Genomic DNA, 18,817 nt, shown 5'->3' with positions numbered 1-18,817 from the left:
ACGCCACATTGGCTCTCGAGGGGATATTAGCAAGGGAAAAGCAGAAATAGATTTTATGATTTAGAAATTAATTTCTGCGATCTGAGTTATAAATTTCCATATGGAGGCTTCCCATTCCGTTGAGAAGTATGGCGTAACCAGAAGGCCGGATGGCAACGGAGATCGTGCTCCTGAGAAAGTGCCGGATAACGGTGTAAACACCTTATCCGGCCCACAACGGATCGTAGGCCCGGTAAGCATAGCGCCACCGGGCATTTTTTTACTCTTCTTCTGCCTGGGCTTTCTTCGCCAGGCCATCCAGCAGTTTTTGATGGATGCCACCAAACCCGCCGTTACTCATCACCAGGATGTGATCGCCAGGCTGTGCAGTTTTTACCACCATATCTGCCAGCGCATCCACATCGCCGCTCCAGTGCGCAGGCTGAACGCAGGCTTCAGCGACTTCTGCTACCTGCCACGGAATATGCGGGGGTTGCAGCAGGAACACTTCGTCCGCACGCCCTAACGACGGCGCCAGGTCATCTTTGCACAGGCCCATTTTCATGGTGTTCGAGCGTGGTTCCAGCACCGCGATGATGCGCGCCGTGCCCCCCACTTTACCGCGCAGCGCCGCAAGCGTTGCCAGAATGGCCGTTGGGTGATGGGCGAAATCGTCATACACCGTCACGCCATTGGCTTCGCCGCGCAGCTCAAGACGGCGACGGGCGTTGATGAACGAGCCCAGCGCATTGGCTGCATCTGCAGGCACGACGCCAACATGGCGCGCGGCAGCAATCGCCATCAGACCGTTGTGCATGTTGTGTTCGCCTACCAGGCCCCACTTCACCACGCCAACATTTTCACCGTCCAGCCACACTTCCCATTCGGATGCATCAGTGGTCAGCTTTTTCGCCTGCCAGTGACCTTGTTCACCAACCAGCTCTTGTTCGCTCCAGCAGCCCATCGCCATCGTCTGTTTCAGATTGATGTCGTTTTCCGGGTAGATAATGCGTCCCTGGCCCGGCACGATACGCACCAGGTGGTGGAACTGTTTCTGGATCGCTTTCAGATCGTCGAAGATATCAGCGTGATCGAACTCAAGGTTGTTGAGGATCAGCGTACGCGGGCAGTAATGTACGAATTTAGAACGCTTATCGAAGAAGGCGCAATCGTACTCATCCGCTTCAATAACGAAGAAGTCGCTCTCACCCAGGCGCGCGGAAACCTCAAAGTTACCCGGTACGCCGCCGATCACAAAGCCAGGCTTATAGCCGCAGGCTTCGAGGATCCAGGTCGCCATTCCGGCGGTGGTGGTTTTGCCGTGCGTCCCCGCAACCGCCAGTACCCAACGATCGCGCAGTACAAAGTCATGCAGCCACTGCGGGCCGGACATGTACGGAATGTTCTTTTCCAGCACTGCTTCCACACACGGATTACCCCGGGTCATGGCATTGCCAATGATCACCAGGTCCGGCTGCGGATCGAGCTGGCTGGCATCGTAACCCTGAATCAGATCAATGCCTTGCTTCTCAAGTAAGGTACTCATCGGCGGATACACATTGGCGTCCGAACCGGTTACTTCATGACCGAGTGAGCGCGCCAGCATCGCCAGACCGCCCATAAAAGTGCCACAAATTCCCAAAATATGAATGCGCATACGTCACTATCCTTTTTTAATCTGGGGGCCATTTTACGCACATGTCCGGCAAGTGAGAAACGCATTTCAGGATATTCCGTAGTTTGCTGGCGCGATTCACCTAAGCGCGACAATGGAAATATTTGTTAATATTGTTGCGGTCGCTTTACTCCACATAAATTGCAGGGAAAGTGTTATGAAAACGTTAGGTGAATTTATTGTCGAAAAGCAGCACGAGTTTTCTCATGCTACCGGTGAACTCACTGCTTTGTTGTCGGCAATAAAGCTGGGCGCCAAGATCATCCACCGCGATATCAACAAGGCCGGTCTGGTCGATATCCTGGGTGCCAGCGGTGCTGAGAACGTGCAGGGAGAGGTTCAGCAAAAACTCGATCTGTTCGCGAACGAAAAACTGAAAGCTGCACTGAAGGCGCGCGACATTGTGGCGGGCATTGCCTCGGAAGAAGAAGATGAAATCGTCGTCTTTGAAGGCTGTGAACACGCAAAATATGTTGTGCTGATGGATCCTCTGGATGGCTCATCCAACATCGATGTTAACGTCTCTGTCGGTACGATTTTCTCTATTTATCGCCGCGTAACCCCAGTCGGCACGCCGGTCACGGAAGAGGATTTCCTGCAACCAGGCAACAAGCAGGTTGCTGCGGGGTACGTTGTTTATGGTTCTTCCACCATGCTGGTGTATACCACCGGCTGTGGCGTACACGCCTTCACCTACGATCCTTCTCTGGGCGTATTCTGCCTCAGCCAGGAACGTATGCGCTTCCCGGCGAAAGGCAGCACGTACTCCATTAACGAAGGCAACTACATTAAATTCCCGAACGGCGTGAAGAAGTACATTAAATTCTGCCAGGAAGAAGATAAGTCAACTCAGCGCCCGTACACCTCGCGCTACATTGGCTCTCTGGTTGCGGATTTCCATCGTAATCTGCTCAAAGGCGGGATCTACCTGTACCCAAGCACAGCCAGCCACCCGCAAGGGAAGCTGCGTCTGCTGTACGAATGCAATCCGATGGCCTTCCTGGCCGAGCAGGCGGGCGGCAAAGCGAGCGATGGTAAAGATCGCATTCTGGATATCACCCCGGAAAGCCTGCACCAGCGTCGCTCCTTCTTCGTAGGTAACGACCATATGGTTGAAGATGTAGAACGCTTTATCCGCGAATTCCCGGACGCGTAATACGCTTTGCCGGATGAGACGTGTTAACGCCATCATCCGGCAAATTTATCCCCTACGCCGTTTGTACTTTAAACGCCGCCATTGCTTCGAGCAACGCATGTGACTGCTCTTCCAGCGAGCGGGTAGCCGCTGAAGATTGCTGTACCAGCGCCGCATTTTGCTGCGCCGTTTCATCCATCTGAATCACCGCGATATTCACCTGCTCAATGCCGCGACTCTGTTCCTGCGACGCGCTGGCAATTTCACGCATCAGTTTGGTCATGCGCATCACTTCATTGGCAATCTCATCCATGGTTTCGCCCGCCTGCTGCGCCAGCTCGCTGCCTTCTCCCACGTGGGTGTGTGAATCGCTGATTAACGTGCGGATCTCTTTTGCCGCCTCGGCGCTGCGGCTGGCCAGATTACGCACTTCACCCGCAACGACCGCAAAGCCCCGCCCTTGCTCACCGGCACGCGCCGCTTCAACAGAAGCATTGAGCGCCAGGATATTGGTCTGGAAAGCAATACCGTCGATTACGCTGAGGATGTCGGCGATTCGGCTGGAACTGCCGGAAATATCGCGCATTTTCTCAATCACATAGCACACCATCTCACTGCCGCGATCGGCGGTATCCGACACCGATTTTGCCAACTGGTGTGCCTGTTCCGCGTTCTGCGCATTCTGTTTCACGGTTGCCGTGAGTTCTTCCATACTGGCGGCGGTCTGCTCCAGCGAAGTGGCTGTCGATTCAGTACGTTGTGCCAGATGCTGGTTCCCGGCCGTCAGCTCACGGCTACCAATATCAATTTGTAAACTGGCATCGCGGACACGCTGTACCGAGTCGCCCAGCGCATGGCGCATTTCATCCATTGCCGCGTTCAGACGGTTGAATTCGGCGCTGGCCGACAGCGCGGTAACCGGCGACAAATCCCCCGTCGCCAGGCGTTCCAGTTGCTCAACCATATTATCCAGCGGCTTGAGAAACTTATTTCGCAACATGAACCAAATCACCGCCAGCAACGCGAGGGCAGCCAACATCGAGGCACTCATAATACTGTGGTAAATCAACGAAGTAATGATACGGGTAGAGGCATACAGCCCCATACCGCCGGTCAGCAACAGAAGGAACGTCAGCAGAGACAATAACACCAACAAACTTGATCGAATTGAAAGGGATTTTGGCATCGTTATATTTCCGGTTGTAGGGTTAAAACAGACCTGTACAGAACCTATCGACTACAACCGGAAAAAGTTTAGGTATTTAAATGTTTAGTGAAAAATCAGGATGTTACTTTGGTGTTGCCGCCGTCCCCACTCTGGTTACTGGCGAGCTTTGACGATTTTCCCAAAGTACCGTCAGGCCGCGCTGTAAGGCAATAAAAATAAACAATAAAATGCCAATCGCGATCTTCGTCCACCAGGAACTTAATGTGCCGTCAAAATTAATGTAGGTCTGGATCAACCCCTGAATGGCGACACCAAACAACGTTCCTAACACCGTACCGACCCCACCGCTCAACAGGGTTCCGCCAATCACGACTGAGGCAATCGCATCCAGCTCAACGCCGACGCCCGCCAGCGCATAACCCGCCTGGGTGTAAATTGAAAAGACAATGCCGGCAAGCGTCGCAAGCCCGGTCGACAGCATATAGATACGGATGGTCGTGCTCCGGGTTGAGATCCCCATCAGGTTGGCAGAGGTGGCGTTACCGCCAATCGCGTAAACCTGATTACCAAAGCGCGTACGGTGCGCCAGGAAAATGCCAATGACGACTACCGCCAGCATCAGCAATCCCATTGCACTCAGGCGACCGCCGCCGGGAATTTTCCATGCCAGGCTTGAGAGCATGTCATAAACCGGATGGTTAATTGGGATCGACTCTTCAGACACCAGATAGCTGACGCCGCGCAGGAAGAACATTCCCGCCAGGGTAATAATGAATGCCGGGATCTTCAGCGCATCAATCAGTAACCCCATAAACGCGCCAAACGCACAGCCCATCAGCAGAATCAGGGGAAACGCCAACAGCGGAGATATACCCCAGTAGCCAATGGCCTTCGCCAGAAATACGCCGGTAAACGCGATCACCGAGCCAACGGACAGGTCGATCCCGCCAGAGAGTATCACGAAGGTCATGCCCACGGCGATGATGCCCAGAAAAGCGTTATCGGTCAGGATATTGCAGATAACTCTGGTTGAAGCAAAAGCCGGAAACTGTGTCAGGCAGTAGAGGTAACCCAGCACAAACACGCCGAGGGTGATCATCAGCGGTAAATTACGTTTTATCATGACCACGCACTCCTTTTATCAGGCTGATAAAGCGTTGTGATTGCACGATCAGCACACACAACACCACCACGGCTTTGACCACTTGATTTAGTTCTGGCGGGAAGCCCGACAGTAAAATCCCTGTGTTCATGCCCTGAATAATCAATGCCCCGACCACCGACAGCAGCAGATTAAAGCGCCCGCCCATCAGCGAGCCGCCGCCAATAACTACCGCCAGGATGGCATCCAGTTCCAGCCACAATCCGGCGTTATTGGCATCTGCCCCGCGGATATCCGCCGTGACGATAATGCCGGCGATAGCCGCACACAGACCGCTCAGCACATAGGTGAGCATCACGATAATGCGCGTGTTCACCCCGGCGTTTTTTGCCGCACGAATGTTGATGCCTACCGCTTCAATAAACATCCCCAGCGCCGTTTTACGCGTCAGTAGCCAGAACACCACCAGCGTTAGCAGGGCAATGATCACTGGCGTGGGGAACAGTAAGAGCGAGCCGCTGCCAAACCACGACAGTTCGGGCGAGTTGAAGGTGACGATCTGCCCGGAGGTGATAAGCTGCGCCACTCCGCGCCCGGCCACCATCAGGATTAGCGTGGCAACGAACGGTTGGATCTTGAGGATTGCCACCAGAATCCCGTTCCATAACCCTGCCAGAATGCCGGAGCCTAAGGCGGCAAGCAGCACCACCGGCAGACTGTGCCCGGCCACCGTCATCGCCGCGGTGGTGGCACCGGCAATGGCCATGACGGCGCCTACGGAAAGGTCGATGCCGCCGGTGGCAATCACCAGCGTCATGCCAATCGCTAACAGCGCCACGGGGGCGGCACGGTTGAGAATATCAATCGGGCTACCGAACAGCCGACCATCTTGCAAAATCACCTGATAAAAGTGCGGCGCGACCAGGCTATCCACCAGCAGCACCAGCAGTAGCGCCACCAGTTGTGGCATGCCCTTTGGCCAGCGGAATCGCCGTTGCGGTGGAGTGGATTGAGGGAGAGATTGAGGCATCACCATAGTCTCCTTAGGCCGCAATGGCGTTCATGATCGCCGGCACGGACAGTTCAGTCAGCGGGATCTCGGCCACCTGTTTGCGATCGCGCATAATAATGACCCGATCGGCATAGCCCACTAACTCTTCCAGTTCGGATGAAATCACCAGCAGCGCCAGACCATCCGCGCACAGCGTTTCGATCAGGCGGATGATCTCGGCATGCGCGCCGACGTCGATCCCACGCGTAGGTTCATCGAGGATCAGGAACTGCGGTTTGGTCAGTAACCAGCGCGAGAGTAATACTTTTTGCTGATTGCCGCCGGAGAGGAATTCGATCGGCTGTTCAGCGTTGGGGGTGCGAATTCCGAGCTGGCGGATAAAACGCTCGGCAATCTCATTTTGTTCTTTCCGCGGAATAGGCCGCAGCCAGCCACGCTGCGCCTGTAATGCCAGAATGATGTTTTCCCGCACCGAGGCGGCGGCGATAATACCATCCGTTTTGCGATCTTCCGGACAGAAGCCGATCCCCAGACACGAAGCCTGATGCGGCGATCGCAAGGTCTGCGCTTTGCCTTTGATCAGCGCACTGCCGCTGTCGGCGGGTTTAATACCGAAGATCACTTCCGCCGTTTCCGTTCGCCCGGATCCCAGCAGTCCAGCGAGACCGACGATCTCACCAGGACGCACCTGTAGATCAAACGGCGCGATGGTGCCTTTCTTGCCAAAGTCGCTAAAGGCCGCCACTGGTTTATCACTCAGCAACGTACGGCCCGCACGCTGTAGCGCATGGGTATCCAGTTCGCGACCCAGCATCATTTTGACCAGTTCGATCTGTGGCAGGTCGCGGGTTTCACGGCAGCCAACGAAGCCGCCGTTACGCAGGACGGTAATGCGATCGCTGACCTGATAGACCTGATCGAGGAAATGGGTAACGAAGATCAGACTGACGCCCCGATCGCGCAGATGCCGCATCAGGCCGAACAGCATTTCTACCTCCTGGGTATCAAGACTGGCGGTGGGCTCATCGAGGATCAGCACTTTCGCGGAGAGATCGATCGCCCGACAGATGGCGACGATCTGCTGCATCGCCACGGAAAAGCGGTTCAGCGGCTCGCGCACGTCGAGGGAAAAACCGTATGACGCCATCAACTCCGTCGCGCGTTTTTCCATCTGCTTGCGCAGCAGCAGGCCAAAACGCCGCGGTTCACGGCCAATAAACAAGTTATCCGCTACCGACATATTGGGCAGCAGGTTCACTTCCTGATACACGGTACCGATCCCCAACTGCTGGGCATGGGCAGTATTTTTGGGGGAGATAGGCTGGCCTTCGAGCCAGATCGTGCCGCGATCGGCATGGTAAACACCGGTCAGCGCTTTGATTAGCGTCGATTTACCGGCTCCGTTTTCTCCCAGCAGCGCCATAATCTCACCGCGACGCAAGCTGAAATCCACGTTATCCAGCGCTTTGACGCCGGGAAAGAATTTGCTTAATCCTTCGGTGCGGAGGATTTCCTGATGGGGGTCGGTGGTCATGGCATTCCTCCGGTACGAAATCACGGCCTTTTCGTAGGCCTGATAAGCGCAACGCCATCAGGCCGACGGAAGACCGGCAGCAAAACTAGTAGCCCATGTTTTTCTTCTTCTCTAACTCTTCTTTCGCCGTATCCGGCAGATAGAGGATCGACTTGGTAATGGTCAGCTTCTCAGGCATCGTGCCGTCTTTTTTGAATTTCTCCAGCGCGTCGAATGCCGGGCCTGCCATATTCGGCGTCAGCTCGACGCTGGCGTTGGCTTCACCGTCAATCATTGCTTTGTAGATATCCGGTACGCCGTCGATGGAACCGGTCAGAATATCTTTGCCGGGTTTCAGGCCCGCTTCTTTAATCGCCTGGATCGCCCCGATCACCATGTCATCGTTGTGGGCGTAAACCATGCAGATGTTCTTGCCATTGTTTTCCGCTTTGATAAAGCTCTCCATCACTTCTTTCCCTTTACTGCGGGTGAAGTCGCCGGACTGTGAGCGGATAATCTTAATGTTTGGCGCGTTGGCGATGGCTTCAGCAAACCCTTTTTTACGATCGATGGCCACGCTGGCCCCGACGGTCCCTTGCAGCTCAACGACGTTACACGGCTTGCCGTTCACCTGTTTAATCAACCAGTCGCCGATCAATTTACCTTCCAGCACGTTGTCGGCGGTGACCGTGGTCATATAGAGAGATTTGTCTTTTACATCGATGGAACGATCGAGCAAAAAGACCGGAATGTCGGCATCTTTAGCTTCTTTTAAAACCGGTTCCCAACCCGTTGCCACGACCGGCGCAATAAAGATAGCGTCAACGCCCTGCGCAACAAATGAGCGAACTGCTTTAATCTGGTTTTCCTGCTTTTGCTGGCCGTCAGCGATTTTCAGCGTAATACCACGCTTTTCAGCCTCGCTTTTCGCAACGTTGGTTTCTGCGGCGCGCCAGCCGGATTCAGAGCCAACTTGCGAAAATCCTACGGTTAAAGGGGCTGCCATTGCCATAGACGACATGGCTGCCGAAACTGCTGTGACTAAAAGTAAGCGCTTCCACATAAGTGCGTCCTCGTAGGGTGATTATTGTTGGTTAATAAACCGTCGCGAAAAAACTATAGACAATTGAGCATGTAACGAATTGCGTTACATCACACTTCAAAAAAGTAAATAAAACGTTAATCACAACTTTGTAATCGCTTTCATCTCGCTATGAAAAATGCGGCTGAAGATATGGATTTTTCTGTCACGAGAGAGGGGTAAAAAGAAGAAAATGAGCGCAGAGAAAGCGAAAACAAGCGGAGACATTCAGCGCGAGTTGGCTATAATACCCGCCACTTGTTTGCCATAGCTTATTTAAAGGAAACAGACATGAGCTTACTCAACGTCCCTGCCGGTAAAGATCTGCCGGAAGATATCTACGTTGTTATCGAGATCCCTGCCAACGCAGATCCGATCAAATACGAAGTTGACAAAGAGAGCGGCGCCCTGTTCGTTGACCGCTTCATGTCCACCGCGATGTTCTATCCGTGCAACTACGGTTACATCAACCACACCCTGTCTCTGGACGGTGACCCGGTAGACGTTCTTGTCCCGACTCCGTACCCGCTGGAGCCAGGTTCAGTGATCCGCTGCCGTCCGGTTGGCGTGCTGAAAATGACTGACGAATCCGGTGAAGATGCGAAACTGGTTGCGGTTCCGCACACTAAGCTGAGCAAAGAATACGATCACATCAAAGATGTGACCGACCTGCCGGAACTGCTGAAAGCACAGATCACCCACTTCTTCGAACACTACAAAGATCTCGAAGCGGGCAAATGGGTGAAAGTTGACGGTTGGGACAACGCTGAAGCCGCTAAAGCTGAAATCGTTGCTTCTTTCGAGCGCGCGAAGAAGTAAGTTCGCGTTTGCTTAAAACCCTGAACGCCAGTCTCTGGTTAGTAAGGGTTTTTAAATTTCTACGTTCTACCACCTCTCCCCTTCGCTGTTTTCTTTTTGACCTACCAGAATGGGTAGTCACATTTCATTTATCTTAATTGCGAATGAGATTCAATCTCATTATCATTCTCAGCATGTAAATAAATGTGAATAAAAGTCAATGAACCTCCACAATGTGAAGTCCCTGAAACGCTATTCCTGCGTGGCACTCGCCACAGCGCTGTTATTTACCAGCCTGTCCAGCGTGGCGCAGACGCTACCTGAGAAAGATTTTCTGACCCGCGATGTCGGTAACGGCGTGTATGAGCTGGCGGTTGATAGCCAGCAGAATGCACTTTTTGTCGCCTCGTCGCCGTCGTTTGATAAAGATAAAACCAGCGGGCTTATCTATAAACTCGATCTGGAGAAACTCACGACGACTGAAGTCATCGACACCAGCCGTCGTGCCTTTGCCACCGCGCTGGATGAAGAAAACCAGGTGCTGTATGTCGGCAACACGCTGGAAGGTTCAGTAACGCTAGTCGATACCCGCAGCGGTAAAGAGCTGGCGATACTGCAACTGAGCGAAGCCAAAAACCCGAAAGATATTGTTCATACGCGTGAAATGGTGCTCGATAAACAGCACCACCGTCTGTACGTTTCCGGCGTGGCTGAAAAGGGCATAGTCTGGGTGGTGGACACACAAAAGCGCGAGAAAATCGCCACCCTCGAGAACATGGGCCAGTACCCGACCGGCATGGCCGTGGATGCAAATAAGAACCGCCTGTATGTTGTGAATGGCCGAAACGAGCTTATTACGCTGGATACCAACAACCATCAAATTATTAATCGCTTTACCATTGAGCCAGATAAAAAACATTTTTTCCTGAATATTGCCCTGGATGCAAAAAATAACCGCGCATTCCTGACCGATCCGGATTTAGCGGATGTACTGGTTGTTGATATTAAAACCGGTAAGGTTATTGCACCAATTAAGGTTATTAACTCGCTGGCAGTGATATATAACGAAAAACGCCAGGAAGTTTATATCACCCACCGTAATGCTAAACGCATCAGCATTGTGAACAGCAAGACCTACCAGGTAAAACAAAGCATTGAAACCAATGCATTACCTAACAGCCTGGCGCTCTCGGCAGATGCTAACACCCTGTACGTCAGCGTCAAACAGTCGGAAAAAATGACAGGTGTGAAGCCCGACTACGTGCTGAAAATCGATCTCTCTAAATATTAATAATTAAAAAACTATCTGCACCTTGCAGCTTTTTTGAGCTGCAAGGTGATGTTTTTATTTTTTACTTTTCAGGTGTCTATATTATGAAAACGCGTCAACTTATTACGCTGACAGGGATCGTTGCATTCTCAGGCGGTGTTATTTTCCCCACCCAGGCAGAAGAACTCACCGAGACCTCACGCACTAGCGAAGATGAAATGGTGATCACCGCATCCGGATTCTCGCAGCAAAAACGCGAAGCGCCGGCCACTATTTCAGTTATCGATCGTAACACGCTGGATATTCAGCCGGACCGTAGCATCGGTGAAGCCATTAAAAACCTTCCCGGCGTCTCGGTCACCAACAGCAGTGGCATGAACGCCGGTAGCATTATGATCCGCGGCATGGACCCGTCCTATACCGCTTTTATGGTCAACAGCGTCAAACAAAATACCGGTGAATCTCGCCCTTACGGACATGATATTGGTACTGAAGCCAACTTCTTACCGCCAATGGAGGCCATTGAGCGTATCGAAGTTATCCGTGGGCCGATGTCCTCGCTGTACGGCTCAGACGCCATCGGCGGTGTGGTTAACGTCATTACCAAAAAACCGTACGGCGCAAAAGAGTGGACCACGGCAATTGCTGCCAATACCTGGCTGCAGGAACACCAGTATTTAGGTAATACCAGCCAGATGAATTTGTTTACCATGGGGCCGATTGTGCCCGATGTTCTCGGCCTTAGCGTGGCGGCCGACTGGCTTGACCGTCGCGATGACGATCGCAATAACTATTTTGGCAAACACAATCGTAAATCCGTTGATATGACATTGGGCCTGGCCGCCAGCGAGAATAACCTGTTCGATCTTAACGTGGTCACCGGTGAACAGGAAAAAAACCGTACCCAGAAACGCGGTGCGCCGTGGTCATGGCTGTTCGATCGTAACTCCGCAACCCTGACGCATACCGGCTGGTATGCAGACGACACCATCGCGACGACCAACTACATAAACTATGAAAAAGGCCGTTCGAAGTACGTTTATGACGGACAGTCCCCGCAGTATGTGCAGATGGAGAACTACGTCGCCAATTCGCAAACCACCTTCACGCTCGACACCCATAAACTGACCGTTGGGGCGAATTTCACGCGCGAAGAGCTGAATGACCGCTTTGATGTGGCCAACAAAACGCTGCCCGGATCTGACCCGGTGACCAAAATCAGCCGTAACGGTTGGGCATTGTTTGCTGAAGACGGCTGGAGCATTGGCGATTTCATCCTGACCACGTCAGCGAGGATGGACCAGGATGACAATTTTGGCACACATATTACGCCGAAAATGTACGGTAACTGGGCCTTTAGCAATGACTGGGCGCTGAAAGGCGGCGTTTCCGCAGGCTATAAAAAACCGGAGCTGCGTGCGACGTCCAGCAACTTCGTAACCCCTTACGGCTCAACCGTACCTTATCCCTTCCTCACCGTTGGTAACGACGACCTGAAACCAGAACAAAGCGTTAACTCTGAACTGGGCCTCTACTGGACGGGAGATGCGCTATCGCTCGACAGCACCGTCTTCTATACGCAGTTCAAAGACAAAATTGCTGAACAAACGATTTGTGAAACCACGTCGACGAACCAGTGCTCCGTCAACGGCTACAACGCGGATTCGGTCAGTAAATACTTCAACGTCAGCGAGGCGGATGTATACGGTATAGAACTGAATGCCGACTGGCAGATTACCGCCGATGTAAAAGCCAACGCTAACTACACCTGGAACCACAGCGAACAAAAAAGCGGCGTTAACAAAGGCTACGCGCTAAACGATTATCCGCGCCATATGGCGAATCTGTCGCTGAACTGGGCGGCAACGCAAAGCCTGGACGTATGGAGTACGGTGAATTATCGCAGCAGTAACCGCAACAGCGGCAATAACTATAAATACGATGACTACACGATGGTGGACGTAGGCCTACGTTATCAGCTCAATAAGCACACGCAACTGATGGCTGGGGTCTACAACGTGTTGGATGAAGATCCGAAACTGACAACCGCGTGGAACGAATCCGCACAGGTGGAAGGACGCCGCTATAACCTCGGCGCGCGCGTGGAGTTTTAAATCCAGAATAAAACAACGCCACCCGAGGGTGGCGTGTTCATATCAGTACTGGTCTCGGTCTAACCAGTTACCGCTTTCAATCAGCGTTAAGCCATCAACCGGACGTTGGTACACGTACATCCATGCACTTCCGTACGGCGTTTGAATTAACTGGCGTGCGTATTCACCGCCACGGGTACGCAGAGCGTCAAGCTCTGCCAGCGTGGCGTTATCAATACGATAAACTTCCCCGTGTACTGTTCCCTCTCCTGGAACGGCGCCTGGATAGTGGCCCAGGCTATACAACTGGTAGTTGTCGATACTGAAATTTCCCAGCAACAGGGCATTGGTCATCCAGTGGCTGTTGCCTTGTTTGGTTCGTAAACTGCCGTAGACAAATATTCGCATTGCTAAAACTCGAACTGATAGAGCAAATCAAGTGCCTGATCTACGCCAGACACTGCTTCCAGATATAGCTTAGGCATCAGACGATAACGTAGCGTGAGTGTCGCTAAGGAGTCAAATATACCCACACCATATTTCACCTGCAGACCTGGCAGTACGTATCCGCTGACAACCACCTGAGATGAATCACCCACCCCTTGTGTGTCCAGTGCCAGATTGCTTACGCCAAATGTCTCCCCGATTTTACCCACAACCTGACCACTTTGTGCAACCCCCAGACCAATAAGCATTGAAGTCATTGCCGCGCTGTCGCTCTGTTCGCTATCCAGTCCTTGTCCGCGTAGCAGGTAGGAAAGCGCCATTTGCTGCGACATCGCCGGGTCGGAGAAGATCTCCGCCTTCGGTTCATCGGCAGTGCCCGTGACGCGAACCCCGGCGATCACGTCGTCTTCGGTGGCTTCTGGGTTACGAATTGCTTCGATGTTGAGTAACGGCTGATCCGGCGGACCGGAGAACAACAGCTCACCCTTACGCACAATCAGATCCTGACCATAGGCATGGAAACGCCCGCTCGGAATATTAATTTGTCCGTTCAGCCCCAGCCCCTGCTTATCCTGCACCACTTTCAGATCGCCCGTCAGACGCGCTTTCAGACCAAAGGCGTCAATACGCACGTTGTTACCGACGTGGATGTTCAGGTTGCTGTTGATCGGAATACCTGCTGTCTGCGGTTTCTCCGGTTGCAGATTGTTGTTAAGCATGACCATATCGCTGGAAACCCCTACCGCGCTCTCCGGCAGGTCGTGTACCACGATACGCGCCCACGGCACATCCACGTTGCCATCGAGGGTAAACAGGCTCGGCGTGGCTTCAAAGACCACGTCCGGCGATACGTCCAGGCGGACCATCGGCGGCACGGTTATACGAACCCTGCTGCCTTTAGCCGCAACGCGCGCCCGCCAGTTGTCTATCTGACTCCAGTCGGCATCGCCGCTCAGGTTAATTTCGCCCTGCTGCGTACGCACCACGCCCGCCAGCGTTGAGCGTGTTCCGGTGAAGTTAACGGCTAACTGGCTTGGCTGCATGTCAAACGGCATAAAGTTACCGTCGATATCCAGACCGCTCAGCTGCAGCTGTCCGAGCAGTTGCGGGCTTTGCACATCGCCGCCCAGACGTAGGTTGGCGTTGATCACCCCTGCCGCTTTTTCACCGCGCGAGAAAATGGGGTTCACCATCGCCAGATTAAAGTTGCGGATGTTGACGTTGCCGCCGAGACTGCGGCGTCCTTGCGGATCCGTCACCTGCACCTGGCCGTCAAACTGCCCGTTGTTGGTCAGGCGAATCAGCCAGCCCAGCTCGGCACGGTTATTGTGCAGGTCGGCGGTCAGATTCAGCGTTTCAAACGCCACAGGGAGCGGCGCATCGTTCACGCTTTGCGTGACCTTCACGTTACGTCCGCTCAGCGTAACCTGCCCCTGCGGCAGCCCCTCTTTGGTGGTGTCCCAGCTAACATCAGCTTTGCCAGTGAAAACGCCGCTGGCCTGGGTTGTATCCGGCATAAACGGTTTTAGCATCGCCAGGTCAAAGCGGTTAAGGTTCACCACCGCGCGTCCTTGTGCACCGGCATCAATGGTTTGTGGTACGCACAGTTCCGCATTCGGGTTGTTCCAGCAGTGCGGCCCAATGCTGATTTTCTGTTCCTGATTGCGATAATCCAGCGCGACAGGGCGGTTAAGGGACCACGGACCGACCGGCGTCTGGAAGCGGGTATCGCTTAACGCACCTTTCCAGCGCTGCTCTTGGCGATCAAAGCTACCTGCCAGGGAGAGCTGCCCAGAGACCGGTTCCCCCTGAATGCGCAGCTGCAGCTCATGCTGCTTTTCGCTACCTTTGGCATTGAGCGTCACCAGGCCAATATTCACGTCAGGCTGTACAATCCGCTCTACGCGAACGTTGAGATTACCAGCGATTTGCTCTGCCGATTTCACGTCGCCTTCGACGCGCACCTGAGCGACGGACAGCTCCTGCCAGCGCAGACCCCGAGCGGTGATATCCGCCAGCAGCTGTGGCGCTTCAACCGTACCGCGAACTTTTACCAGCCCTTTCGCCGTACCGCCCAGTCCCGGCAGCGCGTTATCCAGGCTCGGGGCATCAATCGTCGCGTCGAGATTGAGGTCTTTGACCCCCAGTTCCCCTTTCACATCCGCGCTGTTGCGTCCCAGTTCCAGATGCAGGCCCGGGATCGTCCACTGCAGGTAGCTGTTACCCTTCAGCGAACCGTGTACATTAACCTTGTTCTGCTTCACGTTGCCGGTCAGCTTCAGCTCGGGCACCTCCATCTGCCAGCTTCCGCCGTACAGACTGCCGCGAGTTTTCACCAGGCCATTCAGTTTTGATGGCCACTCCGGGATCGCTTTCGCCGTGTTGATGCCATCCAGCGTTAGCTCCCCGCGCCAGCTGATCGCCTGCTGCCAGTCCACCAGCGCTTTCAGCTCAGTTTTCCCTTCCAGCGCCGCAACGCTGAGTTTGTCGAGATTGATCTGCTGTTCGTTGCCTTTGGCGTCCAGCGTGATGGTAGCCGGAGGAATATCCTGCCCTTTCACAGCGGTACGCATCGACAGCGTATAGTCGGTCATCTTACCGGTCAGTTTGAGCTTGATGTCATCAGCCTGGAACTGCTTGTCGCCGGTAAACGGCCAGTAAACCTGCTTACTCACCACCTCAAGGTTGAGCGGCAATCCGGCTTCCGCCAGACGCGCCTGCGCCCGCAGGTCCATATCCACCGGACCAGACAGATTTACGCCGACTTCCAGCTGTTCACGCAGCGCGCCGCCGACCTTCAGCTTCACCTTTTCGCCTTTTAACGGATCGACGTTGAGCGTGCTGTTTAACGTAATATCGACCGGCCACGTGTCGGTCAGTTGCGCCGTGCCGCTGGCTTTTACCGTCCCCTGATTCGAGTCGATATCCAGTGCATCGAGTTTCATGTTGCCGTCAATGCTGCTCACTTTCAGCAGCATGTTATGTACCGTTAAATCCGTATCCCCGGTCACGCGCAGCTGCTCGCCGCGAAACGCTTCAATGTTGAGATTGAGCGGCAGATGGACATCGGTCATTTCCGGCAGCACCGGCTTTGAGAACAGATCTTTTAGCGTTTCGCCGAGCGGTTTTTCATCCGGTTGCGGATTTTGAATCTTTGGTTCGACAACCTCTTCCTGCGCCACTTCCGCCACTTTAGGCAGGGCAATCAGCAGCCCCTGTAATGACGTTGGCTTCAGGGTCAGCGTTTTTTCCTGCCAGTTCAGGCCGGAGGTAAATTCCAGCACCGAAACCGTGGTGTCATCGATTTTGATATTGATGTTGTTCAGCGCCACGCGCGAAAGCGTGATTGGGTAAGGTGTGGAAAGGTTAAGCGGACCGCTCTCTTCCTCTTCAACCGGCGCTGATGGCGGCATCTTTTTGCTGTCGATCGCCACGTTGATATTTTTCAGCGACAGATCGTTGATGCACAGGCTGCTGTCCCACAGGCAGTTAAGCCCCACGGCCAGATGCACTTCGCCAGCATTCACCGCCACGCCTGGCTGGTCATAACGAATATTTTTGAGCGATAAATCCCGCCAGCCGCCGGTGACCTGACCAATCTCCAGCCCCGGAACCCAACGATTCGCCGCTTTGAAGATCAGATGCAGGCCCGAAGTGGTGCCGACGAGGAACGCCACCGTGCCTAACAACAGCAGGATAAAAATCAGCACGCCGAGGCTTATCTTCTTCCATAAACTCATAATTCAGGCCCCAGACCGATGTAAAACTGTAAACCATGTTCATCTTTGTCGCCCACAGGGACAGCAAAGTCGAGCTTGATGGGTCCCACTGGCGATTGCCAGCGTACGCCGACCCCGGCACCGGTTTTGAAATCGCTTCTGCGGATATCGCTGACCGCTTCGCCGCTATCGACAAACATCGCGCCCCACCATTTTCCGGTCACGTTGTACTGATATTCCAACGAGCCGGTCGCCAGTTTAGAGGCCCCTTTCAGCTTGCCGTCGCTGCCTTCAGGCGAAATAGATTTGTATTTGTAGCCGCGAATGCTGCGATCGCCCCCGGCGAAGAAACGCAGATCCGGCGGTACTTTGTCGAAATCCCCGGTTTCGATCCAGCCGAGGTTGCCGCGCATTACAAAGCGATGACGATCGTACAGCGTGCGGATCCAGACGTTTTGCGCCTGGAAGACGGAGAAATCAACGTCTGAACCCCAGGCCGTGTTGGAGTAATCGATGGAATAACGTTGGGAGTCGCCCCAGACTGGCATCAGACCGCCGCGCGAGCGCGTCCGACTGATCATCACGCCCGGATAGAGCAGCATGGTGGTGTTAGTGACGTTACCCTGGGTAAAGTGGTCGAGGCTCCAGCGCAGGTTGATCGCGCGCTGCCAGCCGCTGGAGAGATCCCAGTAGCGGGAAACCGCAAGCGTAGTGGAGTCCTGCTCGGTATCGTTTAAATCGGTACGCTTAAAGCCCCCCTGCACCAGGTAATACTGCTCCAGCGGGTTCTTTAATAGCGGCATTTTATAACTGAAATCAAGAACCTGCTCTGGCGCAGAGATGCTGGCGCTGGTGGTCAGGCTGTGGCCATAGGAGTTCATCCACGGCTTTTTCCACGAGGTCTTCACCCGTGGACCGACGTCAGTTGAGTAACCGACCCCGGTTTCGATGGTATTTTCAGTTCGCGGCGACACCACACCTTTCAGCGGCAGCACTTTGGTTTCACGGGCTTTATCAAATTCCGGTGCGACGACCACGGAATTAAACCATCCGGTCGCCGACAGACGACGGTTCAGTTCGCCCAGATCTTTCGACTCGTACTCTTCACCCTCTTTAAAGGGCACCAGATTTTGTAGGTACTCATCGCGAATTTGCGAGCCTTCAAAAGTGACATGCCCAAAGCGATAGCGTTCACCGCTGTTGTAATCGATATCCCAGAATGCCTGGCGGCGTTCGAGCGCTATCCCAAGCTGGCTTTTATTAAATTCACTGTCGAAATAGCCTTTGCGCAGCGCCACGCTGGTGAGTGACTTTTTGAAGTTATCATAGTCCCCCTGATTCAGCGCGGTGCCGATTGCCGGTCGCGTTTTCAGCAGATCCAGGTAATCTTTATCCGTACGTGCGCCACCGCGCAGAATCACTTCGGTGCCGCCAATCAGCACCGGCTCACCAGGGGTCACTTTGGCAATCAACACCTGGCGTCCTTTCGCCGGCGGCGGACGCAGCTCAAAATCAATGGTGGGCTCAAAGTAGCCCAGCGCTTTTAGCCCTTCGCGGATGGCATCATCAACGCGCGCACGAAAGCGTCGGTCTGGAGTGACTTCATCACTTTGAATCGTGGATAGCTGCGCACGGACGTTTTTCTCCAGCGGTCCTGATAATCCCTCGACCTGTAAGCGAACATTCGCTGCGGCGGCGGAGCCACTTAAGCACAGTAATCCCACCCAACATAACTGACGGATATGTGGCACATTTTCTCCTGAATATCCTTTTTTCCCACCCCTGGAAAAAAATACTATGCCGTTCCTCGGCTTAACAAAAAATC

13 protein-coding genes are annotated in these 18,817 nt (G+C 53.8%); 4 read left to right on the top strand and 9 right to left on the bottom strand.

Annotated elements, in window-relative coordinates; translation table 11 throughout:
• Positions 1-259: 259 nt before the first annotated feature.
• Entirely contained in the window at positions 260-1,636 is a 1,377-nt protein-coding gene (gene mpl / locus WC7_RS23060; RefSeq protein WP_016151460.1) for a UDP-N-acetylmuramate:L-alanyl-gamma-D-glutamyl-meso-diaminopimelate ligase, read from the bottom strand.
• 175 nt (positions 1,637-1,811) lie between these two features.
• Here mpl and fbp point away from each other — a divergent pair, with 175 nt between their 5' ends.
• Entirely contained in the window at positions 1,812-2,810 is a 999-nt protein-coding gene (gene fbp / locus WC7_RS23065) for a class 1 fructose-bisphosphatase (protein WP_016151459.1), read from the top strand.
• 52 nt (positions 2,811-2,862) lie between these two features.
• On the opposite strand, the gene WC7_RS23070 is transcribed toward fbp, so the two are convergent.
• The 5 genes from WC7_RS23070 to ytfQ all read right to left on the bottom strand — a co-directional run bounded on the left by WC7_RS23070 (position 2,863) and on the right by ytfQ (position 8,647).
• Positions 2,863-3,975: a methyl-accepting chemotaxis protein gene (locus WC7_RS23070; RefSeq protein WP_016151458.1), complete on the bottom strand. Its 1,113-nt coding sequence runs from the start codon at positions 3,973-3,975 to the stop codon at positions 2,863-2,865.
• Positions 3,976-4,078: 103 nt separating this feature from the next.
• On the bottom strand, positions 4,079-5,080 hold the full coding sequence (gene yjfF, locus WC7_RS23075) for a galactofuranose ABC transporter, permease protein YjfF (RefSeq protein ID WP_016151457.1): 1,002 nt from the start codon (positions 5,078-5,080) through the stop codon (positions 4,079-4,081).
• Positions 5,067-6,089, bottom strand: coding sequence for a galactofuranose ABC transporter, ATP-binding protein YtfT (gene ytfT, locus WC7_RS23080; protein ID WP_016151456.1), 1,023 nt, complete (start codon positions 6,087-6,089; stop codon positions 5,067-5,069). The genes yjfF and ytfT overlap by 14 nt, the downstream gene beginning before the upstream one ends.
• Positions 6,090-6,102: 13 nt before the next feature.
• The gene (gene ytfR / locus WC7_RS23085) at positions 6,103-7,605 is read right to left on the bottom strand and encodes a galactofuranose ABC transporter, ATP-binding protein YtfR (RefSeq protein ID WP_016151455.1); all 1,503 of its coding nucleotides are present in this window, start codon (positions 7,603-7,605) and stop codon (positions 6,103-6,105) included.
• A gap of 85 nt (positions 7,606-7,690) precedes the next feature.
• Positions 7,691-8,647: a galactofuranose ABC transporter substrate-binding protein YtfQ gene (gene ytfQ / locus WC7_RS23090; protein WP_016151454.1), complete on the bottom strand. Its 957-nt coding sequence runs from the start codon at positions 8,645-8,647 to the stop codon at positions 7,691-7,693.
• A gap of 309 nt (positions 8,648-8,956) precedes the next feature.
• Between ytfQ and ppa the strand changes: the two genes are divergently transcribed.
• The 3 genes from ppa (at position 8,957) to WC7_RS23105 (ending at position 12,847) form a co-directional block, all read left to right on the top strand.
• Positions 8,957-9,484: an inorganic diphosphatase gene (gene ppa / locus WC7_RS23095; protein ID WP_003025726.1), complete on the top strand. Its 528-nt coding sequence runs from the start codon at positions 8,957-8,959 to the stop codon at positions 9,482-9,484.
• A gap of 199 nt (positions 9,485-9,683) precedes the next feature.
• Entirely contained in the window at positions 9,684-10,754 is a 1,071-nt protein-coding gene (locus WC7_RS23100) for a 7-bladed beta-propeller protein YncE (RefSeq protein ID WP_016151453.1), read from the top strand.
• An 83-nt stretch (positions 10,755-10,837) separates the two neighbouring features.
• A complete protein-coding gene (locus tag WC7_RS23105) occupies positions 10,838-12,847 on the top strand; it encodes a TonB-dependent receptor domain-containing protein (RefSeq protein WP_016151452.1) in 2,010 nt (669 codons plus the stop codon).
• A gap of 42 nt (positions 12,848-12,889) precedes the next feature.
• Here WC7_RS23105 and WC7_RS23110 read toward each other — a convergent pair whose 3' ends face one another.
• The 3 genes from WC7_RS23110 to tamA are packed head-to-tail and all read right to left on the bottom strand — an operon-like array spanning position 12,890 to position 18,743.
• A complete protein-coding gene (locus tag WC7_RS23110) occupies positions 12,890-13,234 on the bottom strand; it encodes a gamma-glutamylcyclotransferase family protein (protein ID WP_016151451.1) in 345 nt (114 codons plus the stop codon).
• A 2-nt stretch (positions 13,235-13,236) separates the two neighbouring features.
• Positions 13,237-17,013 (bottom strand): autotransporter assembly complex protein TamB, encoded by a 3,777-nt coding sequence (tamB, locus tag WC7_RS23115; protein ID WP_016151450.1) that lies wholly within the window; start codon positions 17,011-17,013, stop codon positions 13,237-13,239.
• Positions 17,010-18,743, bottom strand: a complete 1,734-nt coding sequence (gene tamA, locus WC7_RS23120) for an autotransporter assembly complex protein TamA (RefSeq protein ID WP_016151449.1) — start codon at positions 18,741-18,743, stop codon at positions 17,010-17,012. Before tamA ends, tamB begins: the two co-directional genes overlap by 4 nt.
• Positions 18,744-18,817: the final 74 nt, after the last annotated feature.

The sequence above is a fragment of the Citrobacter sp. KTE151 genome, from assembly GCF_000398845.1.
GTDB lineage: Bacteria > Pseudomonadota > Gammaproteobacteria > Enterobacterales > Enterobacteriaceae > Citrobacter > Citrobacter braakii.
This window is presented reverse-complemented; position numbering and strand designations above follow the sequence as displayed.